Raw genomic sequence first — 23338 nt, 5'->3', positions numbered from 1 at the left:
GTCACCGGGACAGGACCCGCTTCAGGAACGCCTCGATCGCCTCGTTGACCTCGTCGGCGTGCTCGAGCATGACGACGTGGCCGCCGTCGGCGACGACGACGAGCTCCGCCTCGGGCAGGACCGCGGCGATCTCCCGGGTGTGGGTGAGCGGCGTCAGCACGTCACGGTCGCCGCAGACCAGCAGGACCGGGACCCGGCGCAGCGGGCCGAGGACCAGCAGCCGGGCGTGCGTGTAGAGGGTCCGCAGGTACCGGGCGATGACGTCGGTCGAGGTGGTGGTGTTCATCTTCTCGACGTACGACACCAGGGCCGGGCTGGGGCGGGCGGTGCCGAACCCGTATCGCCGGGTGAGCAGCCACGCGAGGTCGGTGGAGGCGCGGCGGGCCCGGTCGACGACGCCGGAGCTGATCGGGCCGGCGATGCCGACGACCGGCAGCAGCGGCCGGCGGAACTTCGCGACGACCTCCGGCAGGCCGAAGTTGACCTGGTCGAGCTTGCCGGCGGACGTGGAGATGAGCACGACCGCCTCGACGCGGGACTCGAACAGCTCGGGGACCTGCTCGGCCAGCGCCATGATCGTCATGCCGCCCATCGAGTGGCCGACCAGGACGACGGGGCCGGTCGGGGCGGTGGCCTGCAGGACCGCGCGCAGCCCGGCGCCGAGCGAGTCCAGGGAGTACTCGCCCTTGCGCAGCCTGCCGGAGCGGCCGTGGCCGGGCTGGTCGTAGAAGACCATGCGGTGCTTGCCCTGCAGCGCCTTGCGCTGGAAGTGGAACGTGCCCATGTCGAGGCAGAACCCGTGCACGAACACCAGCGTCGGCCGGCCCTCGGTGTCGTCGTCCGGGCCGTTGACGATCTCGACGTGCAGGTCGATGCCGTCGTCGGTGGTGACGGTCAGCTCCTCGTCGAAGTCCCAGACGCCGAACTCCTCCTCGGCGTAGACGTCGTCGGCGTTCTTCGACCGGTGGATGAGATACCGCTCGGTGGCGACACCGGCGGCGACGCCCGCGGCGGCCACGCCGAGGATCGCCCCGATGATCCCGACCGTGCGGCGTCGGCTGTTGTTCTTGATCTCGACGTCGCTTCCCGTCATGCCTGCTCCCCCACGTACACGCGCGGTGTGCGCTCACTGCCCATCCGAGCGACGATCTCGTAGTTGATCGTGTCGGCGGCCGCGGCCCAGTCGTCGGCGGTCGGCCCGCCGTGCGCGCCGTCGCCGAACAGCACGGCCTCGTCGCCGGCGCGGACGTCGTCGTCGCCGCAGTCCACCACGATCTGATCCATGCACACCCGGCCGACGACCCGGCGGACCTTGCCGGCGATCTCGACGAGACCACGGCTGCTCGCGGAGCGCGGGACACCGTCGGCGTACCCGACCGGCACCAGAGCGAGATTGGTGTCCTTGAGGATCTTGTACGTGTGGCCGTAGGAGACGCCCTCACCGGCCGGGACGGCCTTCACCAGGGCGACCCTGGCGTGGACGCTCATCGCGGGGCGCAGGTCGGGGGCGGCGCCCGGGATCGGCGACAGACCGTAGGTGGACAGGCCGACCCGCACCAGGTCGAAGTGGCTCTCGGGGAGGGTCAGCGTGGCGGCGGAGTTGGCCAGGTGCCGCAGCGGCGGCTCGACCCCGAGCCCGGCGGCGACGTCGAGGGCGTCGTCGAACGCGAGCTGCTGCCGCAGGATCGACGGGTGCCCGGGCTCGTCGGCGCAGGCGAAGTGGCTCCAGATGGCGGCGATCTCGATGTCGCCGTCGGCCTGCGCCTTCGCCGCGGCGGTCAGCAGCGCCGGCCAGTCGGCGCGGGCGGCACCGTTGCGGGACATGCCGGTGTCGATCTTCAGGTGGACCGCCGCCGTGCCGTGCGCCTGCCGGGCGGCGCGCGCGATCTCGTCCAGGGCCTCCGGCGACGACGCGGACAGGTCGATGCCGGCGGCGACCGCCTCGTGCAGCGGCCGCCCGGGGCTGTGCAGCCACGACAGGATCCTGGCGGTGACGCCGTGCTCGCGCAGCGTCAGCGCCTCGTCGAGGGTGGCGGCGCCGAGCCAGGTCGCGCCGGCCTGCACCGCGGCGGTGGCGACGGGGAGCAGGCCGTGCCCGTATGCGTCGGCCTTGACCACGCTCATCAGGGCGGTCCCGGGTCGCAGCAGGCCCAGGAGGGTCGCCACGTTGTGCCGGATCGCGTCGAGGTCGATCCGGACCTGAGCCTGCCACATGCGCCTAAGCCTAAGCGGTGCCCACACCGCCGGGCTCGTCCCGGCCCGCCAGGTGCGAGCATGCCCTCACCGGCGGCTCTTGCCGCGGTGATCGCGTCAGCGGCGCAGGGTCGCCACCGCCTCGCCGAGGTGGTCGGCGACGTCGGCGGCGGTGACCGGGCCCCGGGCGGCGGCGAGCCGGCCGGCGAGGCCGTGGACGAACGCGGCCGCCGCCGCGGCGTACTCGGCCTGCAGGCCAGCGGCCAGGAGCGAGCCGAGCAGACCGGCCAGGACGTCGCCGGTGCCGCCAGTCGCGAGGGACGCGGTGCCGGTCGGGTTGACGTACACGCGGCCGTCGGGGGTGGCGATGATCGTCCGGTCCCCCTTGAGCAGGACGACCGAGTCCATCCGCTCGGCGAGGTGCACGGCGGCGGCGACCCGGTCCTCGCCGGGCGCACCGCCCGCGAGCCGCTGGAACTCCCCGTCGTGCGGGGTGACGACCGTCGGGGCGTCGCGGTCGCGGAGCCAGTCGGCCATCCGGGCGTCGACAAGGAGCGTCAGGGCGCCGGCGTCGAGGCAGACGGGGACGGGCGCGCCGAGAACCGTGCGCACCTCGGTGTATGCGCGCTCGTCGGTGCCGAGCCCGCTGCCGCACGTCCAGGCCTGGACCCGGCCGGCGTCGCCGACCCGGTCGTAGGCGATGACCGGCGGGTGGTGGGCGCGGACGGCGTCGGCGGCGCTGCCCGCGTACCGCACGAGTCCCGCCGGGCCGGCGAGCGCGCCGGAGACGGACAGCACGGCGGCGCCCGGGTACTGCTCGGAGCCGGTCGCGACACCGACGACACCGCGGGAGTACTTGTTGTCGTTGGCGCCGGGCCGCGGCCACCAGGCGGCGACGTCCTCGATCTCGGGCACGTAGCAGGCGGGGTCGCCGTCCAGGTGCGGCTCCAGGCCGATGTCCACCAGCTCGACGAGACCACTGTGGACGGCGCCGGCGCCGACGAGCAGGCCGGGCTTCAACGCGCCGAACGTGACGGTGATGTCGGCGCGCACCGCCATGCCGGTGACCGCGCCCGTGTCGGCGTCGACACCCGAGGGCACGTCGACCGCGATCACCGGCGCGCCCCGCACGGCACCGGACACCTCCGCGACCCGGCTCGCCGCGGGCTCCCGCAGCCCGCCCCGCCCGCCGATGCCGAGAATGCCGTCGACGACGAGGTCGACCCGCGCCGGCACGGTCCTGGTCAGCACCCCACCGGCGGCGTGCAGTGCGGCCACGCCGCCACGGTGGATCCGCTCGGGGTCCAGCACCAGCGCCTCGACCCGCGCGCCACGGCGGGCGAGCAGCGCACCGGCGTACAGCGCGTCACCGCCGTTGTTGCCGGGGCCGACGAGCAGGAGGATGCGGCTGCCGTACACCTTGGGCAACGTCTGCGCACAGCGCCTCGCGAGGCCGGCGGAGGCGCGCTGCATGAGCGCCCCGCCGGGCAGCTGCTTCATCAGGGCCTCTTCGGCCGCACGGACCTGGGCTACCCGCCACGCGGCTCTCATGCTCGGCTCCTCATGCTGCGATCCCGGGGATGTCGGCGGTACGTTCGGCGACGATCATCGCGGAGGCGATCCCGCCGTCGTGCGACAGTGACAGGTGCCAGCGGGTGATGCCGCGCTCCGCCGCGACCTGCGCAACGGTCCCCGACACGGTCAGCCAGGGCCGCCCGTCGGAGTCCGTGACGATCTCGCAGTCGTGCCAGTGCAGCCCGCTCGGCGCGCCGAGCGCCTTGGCCACCGCCTCCTTCGCGGCAAACCTGGCGGCAAGGGACTCCGCGGAACGCGGATTGCCGGCGGGCGTGACCCGCTCTCCTGGCGTGAACAGGCGTTCGGCGAGCAGCGGCGTCCGGTCGAGGGCCTTGCCGAACCGCTCGACCAGCACGACGTCGATGCCGACTGACACGATCACAGGCATAACCCTGTCACACCGGCGAGCCACCTGTCGGCTCGGCGCCACAGGCAACCCGCCGGCCGCGGGTGATCGTCACACCACACCCCACAAATGCCGCAAAGCACCCGCCGAATCGCCGCCACAACCCGCCCGCCGCCCAGACCGCGGGCACCGCACATGATCGAAGTCCCGACCTGGCCGTCCAAGCAACCATGGCCACCCTTCGATCACGACACGATGCCGATCCGGATGACAGCCAGCCGCCGCAAGCGAGAACCGGGCCGCAGGCGAGAGCCGGGCGGCCGGCAAGAGCTGGGGGCGAGGCCGGGGCGGGGGCCGGGGGGCGAGAGTGGGGATGGGGGCGAGAACGAGATTCGGGGGCACCGACCCGTGGCGCTGGATATCACCGTGATCGAAGTCGCGGCGCGGTCGTCCGGGCGACCAGGACCCACCTTCGATCACGGCGCCAAAGCCCCGACGCGGGTAGGAGCAGGCGACGCAGGCACGAACCGATAGCGCGGACGATGCCCGGGGCGGCACCGGCGTGAGAGCAAAAGCCGGGGGTTGATCGAAGTCGCGGCATGGTCGTCCCGACGACCAGAACCCACCTTCGATCACGACACGAACGCCCGACGCAGGTGAGAACAGGCGACGCACGCAAGAACCCGCAGCGCAGACGATGCCCGGGGCGGCACCGACGTGAGAGCAAAAGCCGGGGGTTGATCGAAGTCGCGGCATGGCCGTCCCGACGACCAGAACCCACCTTCGATCACGACACGAACGCCCGACGCAGGTGAGAACAGGCGACGCACGCAAGAACCCGCAGCGCGGACGACGCCCGAGGCGGCACCGACGTGAGAGCAAAAGCCGGGGGTTGATCGAAGTCGCGGCATGGCCGTCCCGACGACCAGAACCCACCTTCGATCACGACACGAACGCCCGACGCAGGTGAGAACAGGCGACGCACGCAAGAACCCGCAGCGCGGACGACGCCCGAGGCGGCACCGACGTGAGAGCAAAAGCCGGGGGTTGATCGAAGTCGCGGCATGGCCGTCCCGACGACCAGAACCCACCTTCGATCACGACACGAACGCCCGACGCAGGCGCCAAAGCCCGACGCGGAATAGACCAGCGACGCAGGCACGAACCCGCAACGCGGACGATCGCCCGGGGCGGCGCCAACGTGAAGGCGAAAGCCGGGAGTGATCGAAGTCGCAGCGTGGTCGTTCGGGCGACCAGGGCACGCCTTTGATCGTGGGGCGGGTATCTGGTCGAGGATCGAACAGCGGATCCGAGGTGGGAGGAAGGCCAGGTCCGCTGTTCGATCAAGGACGGCAGGAGAGAGGACGGCGAGCCAGGGTCAGGACCTGGAGGAGGTCAGGCCAGGGAGGAGCGGATCTGGGCGCCGCCGTCGATGACGAGGGTCTGGCCGGTCATCCAGCGGGAGGCGGGGCCGCCGAGGAAGGTGATGACGTCGGCGATGTCGTCGGGTTCGCCGATGCGGCCGAGGGGGAGGTGGTCGCTGAGGTACTGCTCGTTGTTCTCCCACAGGCCGCGGGCCAGCTTGGTGCGCACGATGCCGGGGGCGACGCCGTTGACGCGGACGGCGGGGGCGAGTTCGGCGGCGAGCTGGCGGGTGAGGTGGATGACGGCGGCCTTGGTGGCGTTGTAGTAGCCGATGCCGGGCTCGGTGAGCAGGCCGCCGACGGAGGCGACGTTGACGATGGCGCCGCCGCGGGTGGACATCGACGCCTTCCAGGCCAGCTGGCTCCACAGGACGGGGCCGAACTGGTTGAGGCGGGCGGTCTTCTCGGCGCGGACCGGGTCGATGTCCATGAGCGGGCCGAAGTACGGGTTGGTGCCGGCGTTGTTGACCAGGACGTCGATCGCGCCGAAGCGGGACATGGTGGCGTCGACGGCGGCGCCGGCCTGGTCGGGTTCGGCGGCGTGGGCGGCGTGGGCGAGCACCCCGGCGGCCGGGTGGGCGGCGCGGATCTCCTCCGCGACGGCGTCGAGGGCCTCCTGGTCGCGGGAGGTGAGCACGACGTTGCAGCCCTGCGCGGCGAAGGCGACGGCGGTCGCCTTGCCGATGCCGCGGGAGGCGCCGGTGATGAGCACGGTGCGGGCGTCAGTCATGCGCCGCACGTTACTACCGGGTAGGGGAGACCGCGCGGACGATGGCGGCGATGCGTTCGGCGGCCTCGCGGGCGGTTTCGAGGGTGGCGGCCTCGACCATGACCCGGACGAGCTGCTCGGTGCCGGAGGGGCGCAGCAGGACCCGGCCGGTGCCGCCGAGTTCGGCCTCGACCTGCTTGGCGGCGTCGAGGACCTGGGCGGCCTTGGCGGCGGCGGCGCGGTCGCCGACGGGGACGTTGATCAGCACCTGCGGGAGGCGCTGGACGACGGAGGCGAGGTCGGCGAGGGTACGGCCGGTGCCGGTCATGCGGCCCATGAGGTGCAGCGCGGTGAGGACGCCGTCGCCGGTGGTGGCGAAGGCGGGCATGATGATGTGGCCGCTCTGCTCGCCGCCGAGGGCGAGGCCCTTGGCGCGCAGCTCCTCCAGGACGTAGCGGTCGCCGACGCGGGTCTCGAGCAGGCGGATGCCGGCGTCGGCCATGGCGATCTTCAGGCCGAGGTTGCTCATGACGGTGGCGACGAGGGTGTCGTCCTTGAGCAGGCCGCCGTCGCGCATGGCGAGGGCGAGGACGGCCATGATCTGGTCGCCGTCGACCTCGGCGCCGTCGGCGGTGACGGCGGCGACCCGGTCGGCGTCGCCGTCGTGGGCGATGCCGAGGTCGGCGCCGTGCTCGACGACGGCGGCGCGCAGCTGGCCGAGGTGGTTGGAGCCGCAGTCCTCGTTGATGTTGAGGCCGTCGGGGTCGGCGTTGATCGCGATGACGTGCGCGCCGGCGCGGCGGTACGCCTCGGGGGCGGCGGAGGAGGCGGCGCCGTTGGCGCAGTCGACGACGACCTTGAGCTCGACGAGCGGGCCGGGCAGGGAGGTCAGCAGGTGCCGCACGTAGCGGTCCTCGCCGTCGGCGAGGTCGGTGACGCGGCCGACGCCGGCGCCGGTGGGGCGGACCTTGGTGCCCTCGGTGATGAGCCGCTCGATCTCGTCCTCGACGTCGTCGGGGATCTTGTGACCGCCGGCGGCGAAGAGCTTGACGCCGTTGTCGGGCATCGGGTTGTGCGAGGCGGACAGCATCACGCCGATGTCGGCTTCGAGCACGCCGGTGAGGTACGCGACGGCGGGGGTGGGCAGGACCCCGACCCGCACGACGTTGGCGCCGGCGCTGGTGAGCCCGGCGACGACGGCCGCCTCCAGCATCTCGCCGCTGGCGCGGGGGTCGCGGCCGACCACTGCCAGGGGCGCGTGGGAGTGGTCGCGCTCGAAGAGCGCCTGCGCGGCGGCGATGGCGACTGCCATGGCCAGCTCGGGAGTCAGGTCGGCGTTGGCGCGTCCGCGGACGCCGTCGGTGCCGAAGAGTCGCCCCACTGCGATACCTCCGTTGAGCTGTAAGGCCGCGAACGCAAATCGGCCGGGCACACCTCCAGGGTGCACCCGGCCGAGAAGCTTGGTTAGCGCTTCGAGTACTGCGGGGCCTTGCGGGCCTTCTTCAGACCGTACTTCTTGCGCTCGGTGGCGCGGGCGTCACGGGTGAGGAAGCCGGCCTTCTTGAGCGCCGGGCGGTCATCGGGGTCGTTCTCGATGAGGGCACGGGCGATCGCGAGACGCAGGCCGCCGGCCTGGCCGGTGGTGCCGCCGCCACGCAGGTTGGCGAAGACGTCGAACTGGTCGACCTTCTCGACGATGACCAGCGGCTCCTTGACGGACTGCTGGTGCACCTTGCTGGGGAAGTAGTTCTCCAGCTCGCGGCCGTTGAGCAGGAACTTGCCGGTGCCGGGGACCAGGCGGACCCGGACGATGGCTTCCTTGCGGCGGCCAACGGTCTGGATCGGCTGGCCGGCACGGCGGGAACGGGTCGGGACCTTGGCGGTCGCCTCGACGGCGGGCGCGGGGGTCTCGACGGTGGCGACAGCAGCGGCGGCCGGCTCAGCGGCGGGCTCGGTGTCGATGGTCTCGACGGTCTCGTCGGTCACGCTCAGTCCTTCGTCCGCGCTCACTGCGCGATCTGCTTGATCTCGAACGGCTGGGGCAGCTGGGCGGCGTGCGGGTGCTCGGCGCCCGCGTAGACCTTCAGCTTCCGGATCTGCCGGGCACCGAGGCGGTTGTGCGGGAGCATGCCCTTGACGGCCAGCTCGATCGCCCGCTCGGGGTTCTTCGTCAGCAGCTCCTCGTAGCCGACCGCCTTGAGGCCGCCCGGGTAACCCGAGTGGCGGTAGGCGACCTTGGTCTGCCGCTTGTTGCCCGTCAGCGCCACCTTGCCGGCGTTGATCACGATGACGAAGTCGCCGGTGTCCACGTGCGGGGCGAACGTCGGCTTGTGCTTACCGCGCAGCAACGTGGCGGCGTGCGTGGCCAGACGGCCGAGCACGACGTCCGACGCGTCGATGACGTGCCACACGCGCTCGATTTCACCCGGCTTCGGGCTGTACGTACCCACAGGTCTACCTTGTCTTCCACGTCGTCGGTTCTGGGGTGCGCTCTCATGGCGGCGCTAAGGGGCGCACGACCACCTAGCGTACCCGAACGGTGGGGACGCCTTGTCATCGCACAACAGCGGTCCACGATACCGGGCCGCTGTTGTGCGGTCAAAACGGCCTCAGACTCCTTCGAGTTTGGCGGGTGATTTGCGCAGGTAGACGAACCAGGTGACGGCGAAGCAGACGGCGTAGAAGGCGAGGAAGGCGATGTAGGCGCCGTCGCCGGTCTTGTACGCCAGGAACGACTGCCGGAAGGCGAGGTTGACCAGGACGCCGCCGGCCGCGCCGATCGCCCCGGCGACGCCGATGAGGGCCGTGGCGAGCCGCCGGGACTGGTTCTCGTCGGCCGGGTACTTGGCTCGGAAGATCGCCGGGATCATCTTGTAGGTCGAGCCGTTGCCGATGCCGCTGAAGATGAACAGGGCGATGAAGCCGGTCAGGAACAGCGGCAGGGAGTGCTGCCGCGACGCGACGAGCACCAGGGTCGCGCCCAGCGCCATGCCGACGAAGTTCCAGAAGGTGATCTTCGCCCCGCCGAACCTGTCGGCGAGCGCGCCGCCGATGGGCCGGATGAGCGAGCCGAGCAGCGGGCCGAGGAACGTCAGGTAGGCCGCCTTGACCGGGGTGTCGAAGTCGGACTTGAACTGCACCAGCAGCACCTGGCCGAACGCGAAGCCGAAGCCGATGAACGAGCCGAAGGTGCCGATGTACAGCAGCGACATGATCCAGGCGTGCCGGTCCTTGATGACGTCGCGCATGGCGTGCCGGTCGTTCGCGGCGTGTGTGAGGTTGTCCATGTAGATGGCCGCGAGGGCGGCCGCGATCACGATCAGCGGCAGGTAGATCAGGATGATCAGGCGCGGGTGCGAGGCGCCGGCGGTCGCGAGGACGAGCAGGCCGACGAGCTGCACCGCGGGGACGCCGATGTTGCCGCCGCCGGCGTTGATGCCCAGCGCCCAGCCCTTGAGCCGCTGCGGGTAGAACGCGTTGATGTTGGCCATCGAGGAGGCGAAGTTGCCGCCGCCGACGCCGGCGACCGAGGCCACCAGCAGCAGGGTGGTGAAGGAGACGCCGGGCTCCAGGATGATGCCGGCGAGGATGCTCGGGACCAGCAGCATCAGGGCGCTGAAGATGGTCCAGTTGCGGCCGCCGAAGGTCGCCACGGCGAAGGTGTACGGCAGGCGCAGCACCGCGCCGACGAGGGTGGGCGCGCTGGTGAGCAGGAATTTCTGGGCCGGGTCGAAGCCGTACTTCGGGCCGAGGAACAGGACGAAGACCGACCAGAGGCTCCAGATCGAGAAGCCGATGTGCTCCGACAGGATGGACACGATGAGGTTGCGCCGGGCGATCTTCGCTCCGGCCTCATCCCAGAAGGTGCGGTCCTCGGGTCGCCAGTCGTTGATCCAGCGACCACGTCGGGGGCGCGGAGGCTGCGCGCCCGGATCGACGGTTTCCACGGCGAGAGTCATGGTGGGGACCGTATGGAGGCCGGGTTTCCGTCGAGCGCACCCTTCTTGTCCTCGCCGAAACGTTTCCCCCACGGCGGCGGTTCCGCGGTTGTGAGAACCGCCGCCGTGGGGATCGGCTCGAGTGGGAGCGAAGCGAGCATGGGGGGGTGTGGGGAGGCGCAGCCCCCCACGGAACCGCCGGCGAAGCCGACGGAGCCAGTAACGGTCACGCCTTGGTGAAGGTCCAGGTGCCGGTGTCGGGGCCGCCCTGGGGCGGGCCGAGCTTGAGGGTGCTGCCGCCGGAGCAGTCGTAGCTGGCCTTCTTCAGGACGGGCTGGGCGTCCACGGCGCCGCCGGTGTCGGCGGTGCCGGTGCCGGCGTAGTCGGCGATCGAGGTCTTGTCCGCGACCCGGACCGCGGCGGGGCTGGTCAGGTCGACGGTGACGGTGAGGGTGCTGAAGTCGACGCTGCCGGTCGGCTCCCAGGTGCCGGTGGCGGCCGTGGGCGTCTTGACGGTGCCGTTGACCTTGCCGCCGTAGCCGAAGCTGCCCTTGACGTCGCCGCCGGCGACGGTGAACGCGAAGGTGACCGGCTGCATCGGGGTGAAGTCGACCTGGGCCTTGCCGGCGGCGTCGATGGTCAGCTGCGTGCCGCCGCCACCGGTGAAGGTGCCCGTGACCGGGCCGCTGAGCTTGCCGGTGAGGCCGGTGGCCTTCCAGGTGCCGATGAGGCACGGCGCCGCCGCGCCGGTCTCGGTCGTGCCGGTCGGGCCGCCGGACGTGGTCGTCGTCGCACCCGAGGCGCCGGCCGACGTCTTGCCGCTGGCTCCGGCACCGGGGGTACCGGAGCCGTCGCTGCAGCCGGCGAGTCCGATGCCCAGCACCGTTATGGCCACGATGGTGACCTTGGCGGTCGAGCGCATCTGGTTCCTCCTCATATCGGGGTCCGTTTCTGTCTACCCCCACGAGCAGATCGCCGAACCCTACCGTGGGAGGATCTGGCACGCCCTTCACCGGACCGTGCTGCATCGACCGCCGTCGACCCCCCGGCGCGCGCCGCGGGTAACTTCCTGCTCAGAGGTCGTGTGAGGCGCTCTTAGCAGGCGCGAAACATTCGGGACGCTGGAGCGAAACCGCCCGGCGGCAGCCTTTTGGCCATGTCCGAAGCGGTCGCCATCCCCAGCTCGCAGCCAGGTGTCACGCCTGCTGCCGCCGGTAACAACGCCGAAACCGTGCCGCCATGCCCGCGTCACCTGAGGGCACCCCGCGTCGCAACGATCAGCATCGATCTGGGTGGTGGCCGGTGAAGGTCGTCGTCGTCGGCCACGGCATGGTCGGGCACCGGTTCGTGGAGGCGCTGCGCGCCCGCGACACCACCGGGCAGTGGGAGATCACGGTCCTGGCCGAGGAGAGCCGCTCGGCGTACGACCGGGTGCGGCTGTCGGCGTTCTTCGACGGCGCGTCCGCGCAGGACCTCACCTACGACGTTCCCGACGGGGTCGACCTGCACCTCGGCGAGCCGGCGCTGGCGATCGACCGGGCCGCCCGCAAGGTCACCACCGCGCACGGCATGTACGAGTACGACGCCCTGGTCCTGGCGACGGGCTCGTCCGCGTTCGTGCCGCCGATCAGCGGCGTCGACCAGCCGGGCGTGTTCGTCTACCGCACCCTGGACGACCTGGAGGCGATCCGGGCGCACGCGCAGGGCAGGGAGGTCGGCGCGGTCATCGGCGGCGGCCTGCTCGGCCTGGAGGCCGCCAACGCGCTGCGCCTGCTGGGCCTGCGCACGCACGTGATCGAGTTCGCGCCGCGGCTGATGCCGGTGCAGGTCGACGAGGCCGGCGGCGCGGTCCTGCGCAAGTACGTCGAGGACCTCGGCGTCCGGGTGCACCTGGGCGCCGCGACCACCGCGATCCGCCCGAGCCAGTCCGTCAACGCCACGCTCGCGCTGACCCTGTCCGACGGCGCGCACATCCCGGCCGACATCGTCGTGGTGGCCGCCGGCATCCGACCGCGCGACGAGCTGGCCCGCACGATGGGACTCGCTACGGGGGCGCGCGGTGGGGTGATCGTCGACGCCGGCTGCCGCACCGGCGACGAGGCGGTGTACGCGATCGGCGAGTGCGCCGAGATCGACGGCCGCTGCTACGGCCTGGTGGCACCCGGTTACGCGATGGCGGAGGTCGTCGCGGACCGGCTCCTCGGCGGCGACGCGTCGTTCCCCGGCGCGGACACGTCCACGAAGCTGAAGCTGCTCGGCGTCGACGTCGCCAGCTTCGGCGACGCGCTGCGCACCGACCTGCTCGACGTCGTCTACCTCGACCCGGCCAGCGGCACGTACGCGAAGCTGGTCCTGTCCGACGACGCGCAGACCCTGCTCGGCGGCATCCTCGTCGGCGACGCGAGCTCCTACCCGGCGCTGCGCGCCAGCGTCGGCGGCCCGCTGCCGGCCTCGCCCCTCGCGCTGCTCGCCGGTGACGCGCCCCGCGCGGCGCTGTCCGAGGACGCCCAGATCTGCTCCTGCAACGCCGTCACGAAGGGCCAGATCACCGCGGCGATCCACGAGCAGGGCTGCACCGACGTGCCCGCGCTGAAGGCCTGCACCCGGGCCGGCACCAGCTGCGGCTCGTGCGTGCCGCTGCTCAAGCAGCTGCTCGCCGAGGGCGGCGTCACCGCCAGCAAGGCGCTGTGCGAGCACTTCACCCAGTCGCGGGCGGAGCTGTTCGACATCATCCGGGTCCGCGACATCCGCACGTTCTCGCAGCTGGTCGCCGAGCACGGCACCGGGCGGGGCTGCGACATCTGCAAGCCGACGGTCGCCTCGATCCTCGCCTCGCTGCACAACGACTACGTCCTGGACGGCGAGCAGGCGGCGCTGCAGGACACCAACGACCACTTCCTGGCCAACATCCAGCGCAACGGCACCTACTCGGTGATCCCCCGGATCCCCGGCGGCGAGATCACGCCCGACAAGCTGATCGTCATCGGTGAGGTCGCCCGCGACTTCAACCTGTACACGAAGATCACCGGTGGGCAGCGCATCGACCTGCTCGGCGCGCGCGTCGAGCAGCTGCCGGCGATCTGGCACCGGCTGGTCGAGGCCGGGTTCGAGTCCGGGCACGCCTACGGCAAGGCCCTGCGCACCGTGAAGTCCTGCGTCGGGTCGACCTGGTGCCGCTACGGCGTGCAGGACTCCGTCGGGCTCGCCGTCGAGCTGGAGCTGCGGTACCGGGGGCTGCGCGCGCCGCACAAGCTCAAGTCGGCCGTGTCGGGCTGCGCGCGGGAGTGCGCCGAGGCCAAGGGCAAGGACTTCGGCATCATCGCCACCGACAACGGCTGGAACCTCTACGTCGGCGGCAACGGCGGCTTCCGGCCCCGCCACGCCGACCTGCTCGCCAGCGACCTCACCACCGAGGAGCTGATCAGGATCGTCGACCGGTTCCTGATGTTCTACATCCGCACCGCCGACCGCCTGCAGCGCACCTCGGCGTGGATCGAGGCCCTCGAGGGCGGCCTGGACTACCTGCGGGCCGTCATCGTCGAGGACTCCCTCGGCATCGCCGAGGAGCTCGACGCCATGATGGCCCACCACGTCGGCTCGTACGTCGACGAGTGGCAGGCGACGATCAACGACCCGGAGCGCCTCGCCCGGTTCGTGTCGTTCGTCAACGCGCCGGACACCCCGGACCCGACGATCTCGTTCGCTTCCGAACGCGGACAGCCCGTTCCCGTCGTCCTTGGAGTGCGCTCATGAAGTGGACCGTGGTCTGCCCGTACCCCCGCCTGGAGCCGGAGCGCGGCGTCGCCGCCCTGGTCGACGGGGCACAGGTGGCACTGTTCCGGGTGTACGACGGCGACGTGTACGCCCTCGGCAACCTCGACCCGATCAGCGGCGCCGCGGTGCTGTCCCGCGGCATCGTCGGCAGCCGCGGCGACGTGCCCACGGTCGCGTCGCCGATGCACAAGCAGGTGTTCGACCTGCGCAGCGGCGAGTGCCTGGACCAGCCCGGGGTGCGGGTGCCGGTGTACCCGGTGCGGATCCGCGAAGGGCTCGTCGAGGTCGCGCTCCCTGTCGAGGTCATGACGTGAGCGGCCCGCAGCGCAGCGGATGGTCCGCTCACCATGGGCGCGGTTGTGGTTCAGGCCGGCGCCGGAGCGCAGCGGAGGGGACGGCATGAGCGCGAGCAGCACCTTGGAGGCGCGTCCGACGTCCGGTGAGGACCTGCCCCTGGCAGGGTTCACCGTGGCGGTCACCGCCGACCGGCGCCGCGACGAGCTCAGCGCGCTCCTGGAGCGCCGCGGCGCCCGGGTCGTCCTCGCGCCGGCGCTGCGCATCGTGCCCGTCGCCGACGACACCGAGCTCAAGGCCGCGACCGTGTCCTGCGTCGACGTGCCGCCGGAGATCGTGATCGCGACGACCGGCATCGGCCTGCGCGGCTGGATCGAGGCCGCCGAAGGGTGGGGCCTGGGCGAGGCGCTGCGGTCCCGGCTCAGCGACGCGTACCTGATCGCCCGCGGCCCCAAGGCCAAGGGTGCGGTCCGCGCCGCCGGCATGATCGAGGCCTGGTCCCCGGACACGGAGAGCTGCGACGAGGTCCTCGACTTCCTCCTCGGCGGCGGGTTCCCGGGCGGGATCGCCGGGCGGAGGATCGCGCTGCAGCTGCACGGCGAGCCGCACCCGGAGTTCACCACCGCGTTGCGGGACGCCGGCGCGATCGTCGTGGAGATCCCGGTGTACCGGTGGGCCCCGCCCGTCGACCCGGCGCCGCTGCGACGGCTGGTCGACCTGATCTGCTCCCGGCTGGTCGACTCCGTCACGTTCACGTCGGCGCCGGCGGTCAGCTCGCTGCTGCGCGTCGCCGGGTCGGAGGCGCCGGACGTCCTGGAGGCGCTGCGGACCGACGTTCTTGCCGCGTGTGTGGGTCCGGTGACCGCCGCGCCGCTGAAGCGCCTGGGCGTGCCCGTGGCGGCGCCGCAGCGGGCCCGCCTCGGCGCGCTGGTGCGCATCCTCGTCGACGAGCTGCCGAAACGGGCACCCACCCTGCACGTGGCGGGCGCCGCGGTCACGCTGCGCGGCCACGCCGCGATCATCGACGGCACGCTCAAGCCCCTGGCGCCCGGCCCGATGGCGGTGCTGCGGGCACTCGCAGCGTCGCCCGGACGGGTCCTGTCCCGGGCGGCGCTGCTGCGTGAGCTGCCCCGCGGCGCCGACGAGCACGCGGTCGAGATGGCCGTGGCCCGGCTCCGGGCCGCCCTCGGCGGTCCCGCCTTCGTGCAGACGGTGGTGAAGCGCGGCTACCGCCTGCGGGTCGACTAGTCACACCTGCTGCAGGACCAGCCGTACCTACTGCAGGTAGTGCTCGACCTCGTCGAGGGTGTGCGCCTGGACCTCGTCGGGCGCGACGCCCTGCAGCTTCGCCGCGCGCCGGCGGCGCAGCAGGTCCCACAGCTGGTCCAGCTGTGCCTCGATGTCGCCGAGCCGGTCGTGCTCCTCCTGCTCGGTGATCTTGCCCGTCTGCAGCTGGGTGCGGAGTTTGTGCTCGTCGTCCACGAGCGCAGAGATCTGGTGGATCAGGGTCTTCTCGTCCATACGTGCATCATGCCCGCTGGACGTACCGCTACCGCAGGGTGAGCGCCGACCAGCCGAACTGGTCGATGGGGCCGGTGCCGGCGCCGATGCGCCAGTCCGCGGCGTCGCTGATCGCGCGGCCGACGAACCCCTTCGACCAGGCGATCGCCTCCGCCGGATCGTCGCCGAGGGTGAGCCGGGCCGCGACCGCGGTCGCGAACGTGGCGCCGCTGCCGTCGGTGTTGCGGCTGGTGACCCGGGGGCTGTGCAGCAGCCTGGCGGCGCCGTCGGCCCAGAGCACGTCGAGCGCGTTGTCGCCGACCACGAAGTCGCCACCCGTGATCACCACGTACCGCGGCCCGCCGGCCGACAACTGCGCGGCCGCCTTCGCCATGTCGTCGGGCGTGACGACCTCCCAGCCGACCAGCATCGACGCCTCCTCCCGGTTGGGCGTCGCGACCAGCGCGTGCGGCAGGAGCCGCTCCAGGGCCGCGGCGAGCCCCTTCCGGGAGCCGCCGACGCCCTCCAGGACCGGGTCGACGACGAGGTTCGGCAGGGCACCGGACCGGGCCCGGGCGGCGACCGCGATCGCCGTCTCCGCGTTGGGGAACATGCCGGTCTTCACCGCGGCCACCGGCAGGTCCTCCAGGACGCTGCCGAGCTGCGCGGACACGACGGTCGTCGGCTGCGGGTACACGTCGGTGGTGCCGCGTGTGTTCCGCGACACCACCGCCGTCACCACCGACGCCCCGTGCATCCGCATCGCGGCGAGGGTGCGCAGGTCAGCCTGTATTCCGGAACCACCGGACGAGTCGGACGCGCCGACGGTGAGCACAACAGAGGGATCCACCGGGCCAATGTGAGCACGTGGTGACGCACCGCCACGGACAGGGCGTCCGTCAGCCGCGTCCCTCCCACACCGGCTCCGGTACCTCCACCACCTCGCCGTCCGCGCGGAACAGCACGAAACGGTCGAACGAGCGGCTGAACCAGCGGTCGTGCGTCACCGCGATCACGGTGCCGTCGAAGCTGCGCAGCCCCTCCTCCAGGGCCTCGGCGCTGGCCAGGTCCAGGTTGTCCGTCGGCTCGTCGAGCAGCAGCAGCGTCGCCCCGGACAGCTCCAGCAGCAGCACCAGGAACCTGGCCTGCTGCCCGCCGGACAGGGTGCCGAAGCGCTGATCCGCCTGCCCCGCCAGCTCGTACCGCGACAGCGCCGGCATCGCCTGCGGCCTGGGCAGCCCGGTGCGCCAGTCATCGCCCCGCCAGAGGATCTCCACCAGGGTCTTGTCCAGCAGCTCCGGCCGGTCGTGGGTCTGCGAGAAGTGCCCCGGCCGCACCCGCGCGCCGAGCCGGACCGACCCGCCGTGCGCGACCGGCGCGATCTGCACCCCGATCGGTGTCTGCGTCGGGTCCGGGTCGGTGCCGCCGCGGGCCAGCAGCCGCAGGAAGTGCGACTTGCCGGTGCCGTTGCCGCCGAGGACGGCGAGCCGGTCGCCGTACCAGATCTCCAGGTCGAACGGGTACGTCAGCCCGTCCAGCTCCAGCTGCTCACACATGACCGCGCGCTTGCCGGTCCGCCCGCCGGACAGCCGCATCCGGATGTCCTGGTCCTTCGGGGGCGTCGGCGGCGGGCCGGCCTCCTCGAACTTCCTCAGCCGCGTCTGCGCCGCCTGGTACCGCGACGCCAGCCCGTCGTTGTAGGCGGCCTTCGTCTTGTACATCAGGACGAGATCCTTGAGCTTCTGATGCTCCTCGTCCCAGCGACGGCGCAGCTCGTCGAGGCGCTCGTGCCGGGCGACGCGCGCCTCGTGCCAGGACGCGAACCCGCCCGGATGCACCCACGCCGAGCCGCCCTCCACGGCCACGACCCGGTCCGCGGACCGTGCGAGCAGCTCGCGGTCGTGCGACACGTAGAGCACCGACTTCGACGATTCGCGCAGCCGCTCCTCCAGCCAGCGTTTCCCCGGTACGTCCAGGAAGTTGTCGGGCTCGTCGAGCAGCAGCACCTCGTCGTCGCCGCGCAGCAGCAGCTCCAGCGCGAAGCGTTTCTGCTGCCCGCCGGACAGGGTCCGCACCGGCCGGTCCCGGGTCTCGTCCCACGGCTTGTTGAGCGCGGCGACACTCACCGTGTCGAAGAGGACCTCGGCGTCGTACCCGCCGGCCTCACCCCACGCCGCCAGGGCGTTCGCGTAGCGCAGCTGCGCCTTCTCGGTGCCCTCGGCGTGCATCGCCAGCTCGGCGGCGTGCAGCCGCTCCCCGGCCTTCTGCAGGCCGGCGGGTGCGAGCTGCAGCGCCAGGTCGTACAGGGTCCGGTCGTCGCCGATCATGCCGATGAACTGGCGCATCACGCCCAGCCCACCGGAGCGCGCGATCACCCCCGCCTTCACCGGCAGGTCCCCGGCGACCATCTTCAGCAGCGTCGTCTTCCCGGCGCCGTTGGGTCCGACGAGCGCGACCTTGGCACCCTCACCGACCCGGAACGACACCTCGGCGAACAGTTCCCGACCATCTGCGAGGGTGTGCCCGACCCCTGCCACGTCCACGTATCCCACGAGTCAGGAATTCTGCGCCGTTGCGGCGGTTCCGTCGCCCGCTTTTCGGACCTGGAAGATCCGGAAGCCCTTGTGGTTGGCGTGCCGTTCGGCGCTGTACCCCTGCTCGACCAGCCACCGCTGCAGCGAGTCCGCACCCAGGTTCTTGGCCACGACCAGCCACGCGGTGCCGTCCGGGGTCAGCCGCGGCAGCCACCGCAGCAGCAGCGCGTGCAGCTCCGGCTTGCCGATCCGGATCGGCGGGTTCGACCAGATCTGCGCGAACCCGACAGTCTCCGGTACCTCGTCCGGCAGCGCCGTGATCACGTTCGGCCCCGTGTTCTGCTGTGCCAGTTCGAGCGCCCGCTGGTTGACGTCGACCGCGTAGACCGTCGCCCTGGGGGCGTTGGCCGCGAGGACCTTCGCGATCGGCCCGTATCCGCAGCCGAGGTCCAGCAGGTGCCCCGTCGTCGCCGCGTCGGGCAGCGGCGCCCGCTGCAACAGCACCGCGGTGCCCGGGTCCAGCCGGCTCGCCGAGAACACGCCACCCGTCGCCACCAGGCGGAACTCCTGGTCGTGCACGGTGAACACGACCTCGTGCCGCGTTGTGGCCGCTGCCGGCTCGGCCGTGAAATAGTGCTCGCCGGACACGATGCCCCTCCCTCGACCGATGACGCAACGCATTGTCCCCAAGCAGGTGAACGGCCCTGCTTCCGCCCCACTCGTTCGGATTGCGCGAAACATCGCCGACACGCCACCTCCCAGGACGGTCGGCTACCCTGTGCGACATGACTTCTGGGAACGAGCAGCGCCGGAAGCGGCGCTCCGACTCGTTCCGCCGGGACGAGGCGGACGAGGCCGACAACTGGTTGGCCGGGCTCCGCGGCAGCGGACCGGACCCGTTCTCGGCGCCACCGCCGTCGTTCGACGAGCCAGGCTTCGACGACGGTCCCCGTGGCCGCCCTGGTCGTTCGCGTCCTGACGACTCACCGAGCGGGTCGTTCCGGGCGCCGCGGGACGACTCGCCGAGCGGGGTGTTCCGGGCGACGCCGCCGGTCGATCCTCGTCTTGGTCCCCGTGTCGATCCCCGTGTCGATCCCCGCGTTGATCCCCGCGTTGATCCCCGTGCGCCGGAAGGTCCGCCTGGTGGCGGGCGGCGGCGGGCACGTGGTGAGGACTCGCCGAGCGGGTCCTTCCGGGCACCTCGGGACGAGTCGCCGAGCGGGTCGTTCCGGGTACCGCCGGGGGACTCGCCGAGTGGCGTGTTCCGGGCGCCGCGGCCTCCTCGTGAGGACCCGCCCGGTGGAAGTTTCCGGCCGTTGCGGGACGACAGCGCCGGTGGCGCGTTCCGGCCGGTCCGCGACGAGCCTGCCGGTCCCCGGGCCGGACGCGGCGACTCACCGAGCGGCGTGTTCACCCGCCCCGGTCCACCGCCGCCGGCACGCGCCGCGATCGAGCCGCCACTGCCCGTCGAGACCACCGAGCCGCGCGGCGGCGGCCGCCGCCGCGCCCGCGCCGACGACGAGCCGTCCAGCGGTGGCAGGCGTGCCCCGGAAGGTCGCCCTTCGGAGTCGTACGATCACGGCCCCGCCCTCGTCCCGATCATCAAGCCCCTCGACGCCTCCACGCCGCCCCGGCCCGCGACCGAGCCGCCGCCGCTGGTGCCGATCTTCCCGACGATGCGCCCCGAGAGCAGCCCGACCAGCGGCGGCGCCACCGGCCGCCGGGCCCGCCGCGCGGCGGAGGAGTCGGACACGACGTCGACGAGCGCCCGCCGCAGGTTCGACGAGCCCGCCCCGCCACCCGGCCGCCGGGCCGCACCCGACGGCTTCACCGAGACCCCGACCTCTGGGCGGCGGGCCCGCGACGGCGGCGCCCCGGACACCGCGGCGGGCCGGCGTGGGTTCGATCCCACCGGTACACCTGCCGCCGCCATGGAGACAGGCACCGGTCGGCGATCCCGTGGGGCCGAGGACCCGGCCGCGTTCCGGCGCGACGACACCGGCACGTCGCGGCGTGGTCGCGGCGGCTTCGAACCGGTCGGGCCTGACACCGGCGCCGACCGGCAACGCTCCGGCCCTGGACTCGCCGGGGGACCTGCCACGGGTTCCGGCTTCGGCCCCGGTCCCGCTGCGGGCTCCGGTCTTGGACCTGCCACCGGCTCTGGTTTCGGGCCTGGTCCCGACACCGGTCGGCGCGGCGGTTTCTACACGGGCGCGCCCGACGACACCGCCGGCCTGCGCCGCGACGACACCACCGGGTTGCGGCGGGACGAGATCGCCGGGTTCCGGCGGGACGACACGGGCCCTGGGCGGCGCGGGCGGGGCGGCTTCGACTTCGACGAGGTCCCTGCGCGCCGTGACGACACGGGCACGGCGCGGCGCCGGCGGGACGGGTTCGAGCCCGCCGGCTACGACCCGCCGAGCGCCGCGTTCGAGGCGAGCGGCACCGCCACCCGGCGGCGCCCCGTGTCGGACGAGGCCCCCCACCAGCGACGCCCCCTCGACGACGGGCTGCCGTTCGACGAGCCGTCCGGCACCGGTCGCCGCGGCCGGGGGCGGGGCACGGGCGAGTACACCGGGACCGGTGCCCAACGGGCACTGCGAGAGCCACCGGGCGCCCGGCCCGCCGACCGCCGCCCCGGGAAGCCCCGCGCCGCCGTCGCCGAACCCCTCCCTAGCGAGCACCGGCCGCACCGCTGGGTCGCCGCGCTCAGTGCCATCGGCGTCATCGTCCTGCTCGCCGCGTGCGGCCTGGGCTCCTGGTTCATCTTCAAGGACGAGAAGAACGGCCCCGACTCGGCCCGCTCCAGCGCCACCGCCGGCCCGAAGAAGCGCGACATCAGCAGCCGCCAGGTCGACCCCGCCCCGCTCACCGAGGCCGAGGTCTTCCCGCAGAACAACATCGTCGCGGTGGCGGACGAGCCTCCGTACCTGATCCTCAAGACCCAGGCCTCGCCCGACTGCAAGACCGCCGCCACCGACGAACTCGCCACCCTGCTCGCCGGCGCCGGCTGCTCCGAAGTCGTCCGGGCGACGATGAAGTCACCCAACGAGGACTACCTGATCACCGCCGGCATCTTCAACCTCGACACCGAGAAGGCCGCGGCAACCGCCTTCGACGGCGTCAAGCCCATCGTCGACGGCCAGAAGGGCCGCTTCGCCGGCATGAGCGTCGGCGCGGGCACCGGCACCGACGCGATCGTCCGCGCCCCGACCCAGCTCGGCTGGAACTACCGCGGGCACTTCATCGCCTTCGTCGTCATTGCCAGGGTCGACGGCAAGGAGTTCGCGCCGGACGACCCGTACCCGAACCAGATCACGTACGACATCGTCGAGACCTACCTGGAGAACGGCATCATCGGCAACCGCGCCATCATCCAGCCGGACGCCACCCCAGCAGCCTCCCTGCCCGCTGTTCCACCCAGCTGACGCCGCCGACAACGCGAAGAGACCCCGATTTTCTTCGCGTTGTCGCGGCCTCGCGCCTGGCCCCCATTCCCTGGAAGCCGACGAGCCGGACCCTTTCGCGCCCGCCAGCTCTCGCACAAGAGGGCGTGCCCGACGCACCTTGCAGGCGCCCCGCCCCTCACGCCGCTGGCTCACCCCACGGGCGGCCCGGCGCCGCCACCGCTTGGCGCGCACAGGCACCTCACGGCGCTGGACGCCACACGGACGCTGACGGCGCACTCACGGCGCTGGACGCCACTCATGAACGCCCACGGCGGTCATACCGCTCGACGCACTCAACCCTCGCAGGCCTGCTACGGCCGCCCGCCTGCCGCACGCCCGGGTCCGCTGCCGAGCCATTCGCGCGCTGGCATCCCCGCTACCGCTCTGACATCCGCGCCATTCCCGCCACCGCGCTGGCATCCCGCCGCCGCAGCTGGCATCCCCGCCGCCGCAGGGATCGCCGCGACCGGCCCGCATCGCGGGGGAACCGCGACCGGCCCGCATCGCGGGGGAACACCGCGAACGTCGCACCCGCACCCCGGTTGCCCGGTCCACACCAAACAGCCCACGCCCGAAGCAGTAGCCCCAGCAGACCAGCAGCTCGCGCCGCACCGGCAGGTCAAGCGACGATCCGAAGCACAGCCAGCGAAAACCCCAAAGCAGCAGCAGAAACCTGGCTCGACCAGTCCGCGTCGCGGGGGCGGCAGTCCACGGCGGCGGGGCGATTCCGGTCAGCCAGTCCGCGACGCTGTGGCGGGTCGGTTCCGGCCGGTCAATCCGCGTCGCGGCGGCGGCGGGTCAGTTCCGACCGGATGCGCAGCTCCGCGGGGTCGTCCGGGTACCGCACCTCCACCAGCGACAGCCCATGCGCCGGCGCGACCGTCACCTCGTCAGCTCGAACCCGGCGGGTGAGCAGCCCCGCCGGCCACGAAGCGGCGCGCCGGCCGTCGCCGACGAAGAGCTGGGCGCCGACGAGGCTGCGGACCATCTGCTGGCAGAACGCGTCGGCCTGCACGGTTGCCACGAGGATGCCGTCCGGGTCGCGGCGCCAGTCGAGGCGGTTGACGGCGCGGATGGTCGTGGCGTGTTCCTTGCGGCGGCAGAAGGCGGCGTAGTCGTGCTCGCCGACGAGGCCCGAAGCGGCGGCGTTGAGGGCGGCCAGGTCCAGCGGGCGGGGCCAGGCGACCGTGTCGTGGCGGCGCAGCGGCGAGGCGCCGGAGACGGCGTCGGTGACGCGGTACTCGTAGCGCCGGGACAGTGCGGAGAAGCGGGCGTCGAACTCCGGGGGTACCTCGGTCGCGGCGTGCACGCGGACGTCCAGAGGGAGCAGGCCGGCGAGTTTGCGCAGCAGCGCGGGCTCGAGGGTCTCCCAGCGGTCGGCGGGGACGTCCACGTGGCAGACCTGGCCGGTGGCGTGAACGCCGGCGTCGGTGCGGCCGGCGACGGTCAGGCCTTCGACGGCGCCGAACAGGCGGGTCAGGACGGCGGTCAGCTCACCGGCGACGGTGCGGCGGGTCGGCTGGATCGCCCACCCTGAAAAGTCGGTCCCGTCGTATGCCACGTCGAGGCGGACGCGGATTCTCCTCAACGCTACACCCTCCG

The 23338-nt window shown here is 72.6% G+C and carries 19 protein-coding genes; 4 read left to right on the top strand and 15 right to left on the bottom strand.

Features of this window, described 5'->3' with window-relative positions; translation table 11 throughout:
• Position 1 precedes the first annotated feature (1 nt).
• The 10 genes from OHA72_RS13510 to OHA72_RS13465 all read right to left on the bottom strand — a co-directional run bounded on the left by OHA72_RS13510 (position 2) and on the right by OHA72_RS13465 (position 11107).
• Positions 2-1093: an alpha/beta fold hydrolase gene (locus OHA72_RS13510; RefSeq protein WP_327008170.1), complete on the bottom strand. Its 1092-nt coding sequence runs from the start codon at positions 1091-1093 to the stop codon at positions 2-4.
• Positions 1090-2214, bottom strand: coding sequence for an alanine racemase (gene alr / locus OHA72_RS13505; protein WP_327008169.1), 1125 nt, complete (start codon positions 2212-2214; stop codon positions 1090-1092). The genes OHA72_RS13510 and alr overlap by 4 nt, the downstream gene beginning before the upstream one ends.
• 96 nt (positions 2215-2310) lie before the next feature.
• Positions 2311-3744: an NAD(P)H-hydrate dehydratase gene (locus tag OHA72_RS13500; protein ID WP_327008168.1), complete on the bottom strand. Its 1434-nt coding sequence runs from the start codon at positions 3742-3744 to the stop codon at positions 2311-2313.
• A gap of 10 nt (positions 3745-3754) precedes the next feature.
• Positions 3755-4150: a holo-ACP synthase gene (locus OHA72_RS13495; protein ID WP_327008167.1), complete on the bottom strand. Its 396-nt coding sequence runs from the start codon at positions 4148-4150 to the stop codon at positions 3755-3757.
• Between the two features lie 1359 nt (positions 4151-5509).
• Complete coding sequence (locus OHA72_RS13490) at positions 5510-6268, bottom strand: SDR family oxidoreductase (protein ID WP_327008166.1); 759 nt, start codon at positions 6266-6268, stop codon at positions 5510-5512.
• A 13-nt stretch (positions 6269-6281) separates the two neighbouring features.
• On the bottom strand, positions 6282-7628 hold the full coding sequence (gene glmM / locus OHA72_RS13485) for a phosphoglucosamine mutase (protein WP_327008165.1): 1347 nt from the start codon (positions 7626-7628) through the stop codon (positions 6282-6284).
• An 83-nt stretch (positions 7629-7711) separates the two neighbouring features.
• Positions 7712-8233 (bottom strand): 30S ribosomal protein S9, encoded by a 522-nt coding sequence (rpsI, locus tag OHA72_RS13480; protein WP_327008164.1) that lies wholly within the window; start codon positions 8231-8233, stop codon positions 7712-7714.
• A gap of 20 nt (positions 8234-8253) precedes the next feature.
• Positions 8254-8697: a 50S ribosomal protein L13 gene (gene rplM / locus OHA72_RS13475; RefSeq protein WP_327008163.1), complete on the bottom strand. Its 444-nt coding sequence runs from the start codon at positions 8695-8697 to the stop codon at positions 8254-8256.
• A 159-nt stretch (positions 8698-8856) separates the two neighbouring features.
• The gene (locus tag OHA72_RS13470; RefSeq protein WP_327008162.1) at positions 8857-10206 is read right to left on the bottom strand and encodes a nitrate/nitrite transporter; all 1350 of its coding nucleotides are present in this window, start codon (positions 10204-10206) and stop codon (positions 8857-8859) included.
• A 205-nt stretch (positions 10207-10411) separates the two neighbouring features.
• Positions 10412-11107: a hypothetical protein gene (locus tag OHA72_RS13465; RefSeq protein WP_327008161.1), complete on the bottom strand. Its 696-nt coding sequence runs from the start codon at positions 11105-11107 to the stop codon at positions 10412-10414.
• Positions 11108-11514: 407 nt separating this feature from the next.
• Between OHA72_RS13465 and nirB the strand changes: the two genes are divergently transcribed.
• From nirB to OHA72_RS13450, 3 genes are all read left to right on the top strand, one after another.
• Entirely contained in the window at positions 11515-13938 is a 2424-nt protein-coding gene (gene nirB / locus OHA72_RS13460) for a nitrite reductase large subunit NirB (RefSeq protein ID WP_327011550.1), read from the top strand.
• Positions 13935-14273 (top strand): nitrite reductase small subunit NirD, encoded by a 339-nt coding sequence (nirD, locus tag OHA72_RS13455; protein WP_327008160.1) that lies wholly within the window; start codon positions 13935-13937, stop codon positions 14271-14273. The genes nirB and nirD overlap by 4 nt, the downstream gene beginning before the upstream one ends.
• Before the next feature lie 85 nt (positions 14274-14358).
• Positions 14359-15501 carry a uroporphyrinogen-III synthase gene (locus OHA72_RS13450; RefSeq protein WP_239135727.1) on the top strand — a complete coding sequence of 381 codons (1143 nt, stop codon included), beginning with the start codon at positions 14359-14361 and terminating at the stop codon, positions 15499-15501.
• A gap of 27 nt (positions 15502-15528) precedes the next feature.
• Here the strand turns inward: OHA72_RS13450 and OHA72_RS13445 are convergent, their stop codons facing one another.
• The 4 genes from OHA72_RS13445 to OHA72_RS13430 are packed head-to-tail and all read right to left on the bottom strand — an operon-like array spanning position 15529 to position 18935.
• The gene (locus tag OHA72_RS13445; RefSeq protein WP_327008159.1) at positions 15529-15774 is read right to left on the bottom strand and encodes a DUF2630 family protein; all 246 of its coding nucleotides are present in this window, start codon (positions 15772-15774) and stop codon (positions 15529-15531) included.
• 28 nt (positions 15775-15802) lie between these two features.
• Positions 15803-16603: a bifunctional hydroxymethylpyrimidine kinase/phosphomethylpyrimidine kinase gene (gene thiD, locus OHA72_RS13440; protein WP_327008158.1), complete on the bottom strand. Its 801-nt coding sequence runs from the start codon at positions 16601-16603 to the stop codon at positions 15803-15805.
• A gap of 49 nt (positions 16604-16652) precedes the next feature.
• Positions 16653-18305, bottom strand: a complete 1653-nt coding sequence (locus OHA72_RS13435; RefSeq protein WP_327008157.1) for an ABC-F family ATP-binding cassette domain-containing protein — start codon at positions 18303-18305, stop codon at positions 16653-16655.
• Positions 18306-18308: 3 nt separating this feature from the next.
• Complete coding sequence (locus OHA72_RS13430; protein ID WP_327008156.1) at positions 18309-18935, bottom strand: class I SAM-dependent methyltransferase; 627 nt, start codon at positions 18933-18935, stop codon at positions 18309-18311.
• 668 nt (positions 18936-19603) lie between these two features.
• On the opposite strand from OHA72_RS13430, the gene OHA72_RS13425 reads away from it, so the two are divergent.
• Positions 19604-21715 (top strand): hypothetical protein, encoded by a 2112-nt coding sequence (locus tag OHA72_RS13425; protein WP_327008155.1) that lies wholly within the window; start codon positions 19604-19606, stop codon positions 21713-21715.
• Positions 21716-22508: 793 nt separating this feature from the next.
• Here OHA72_RS13425 and truA read toward each other — a convergent pair.
• On the bottom strand, positions 22509-23324 hold the full coding sequence (gene truA, locus OHA72_RS13420; RefSeq protein ID WP_327008154.1) for a tRNA pseudouridine(38-40) synthase TruA: 816 nt from the start codon (positions 23322-23324) through the stop codon (positions 22509-22511).
• Between the last annotated feature and the right edge of the window lie 14 nt (positions 23325-23338).

Source organism: Dactylosporangium sp. NBC_01737 (genome assembly GCF_035963215.1).
Lineage (GTDB): Bacteria > Actinomycetota > Actinomycetes > Mycobacteriales > Micromonosporaceae > Dactylosporangium.
This window is presented reverse-complemented; position numbering and strand designations above follow the sequence as displayed.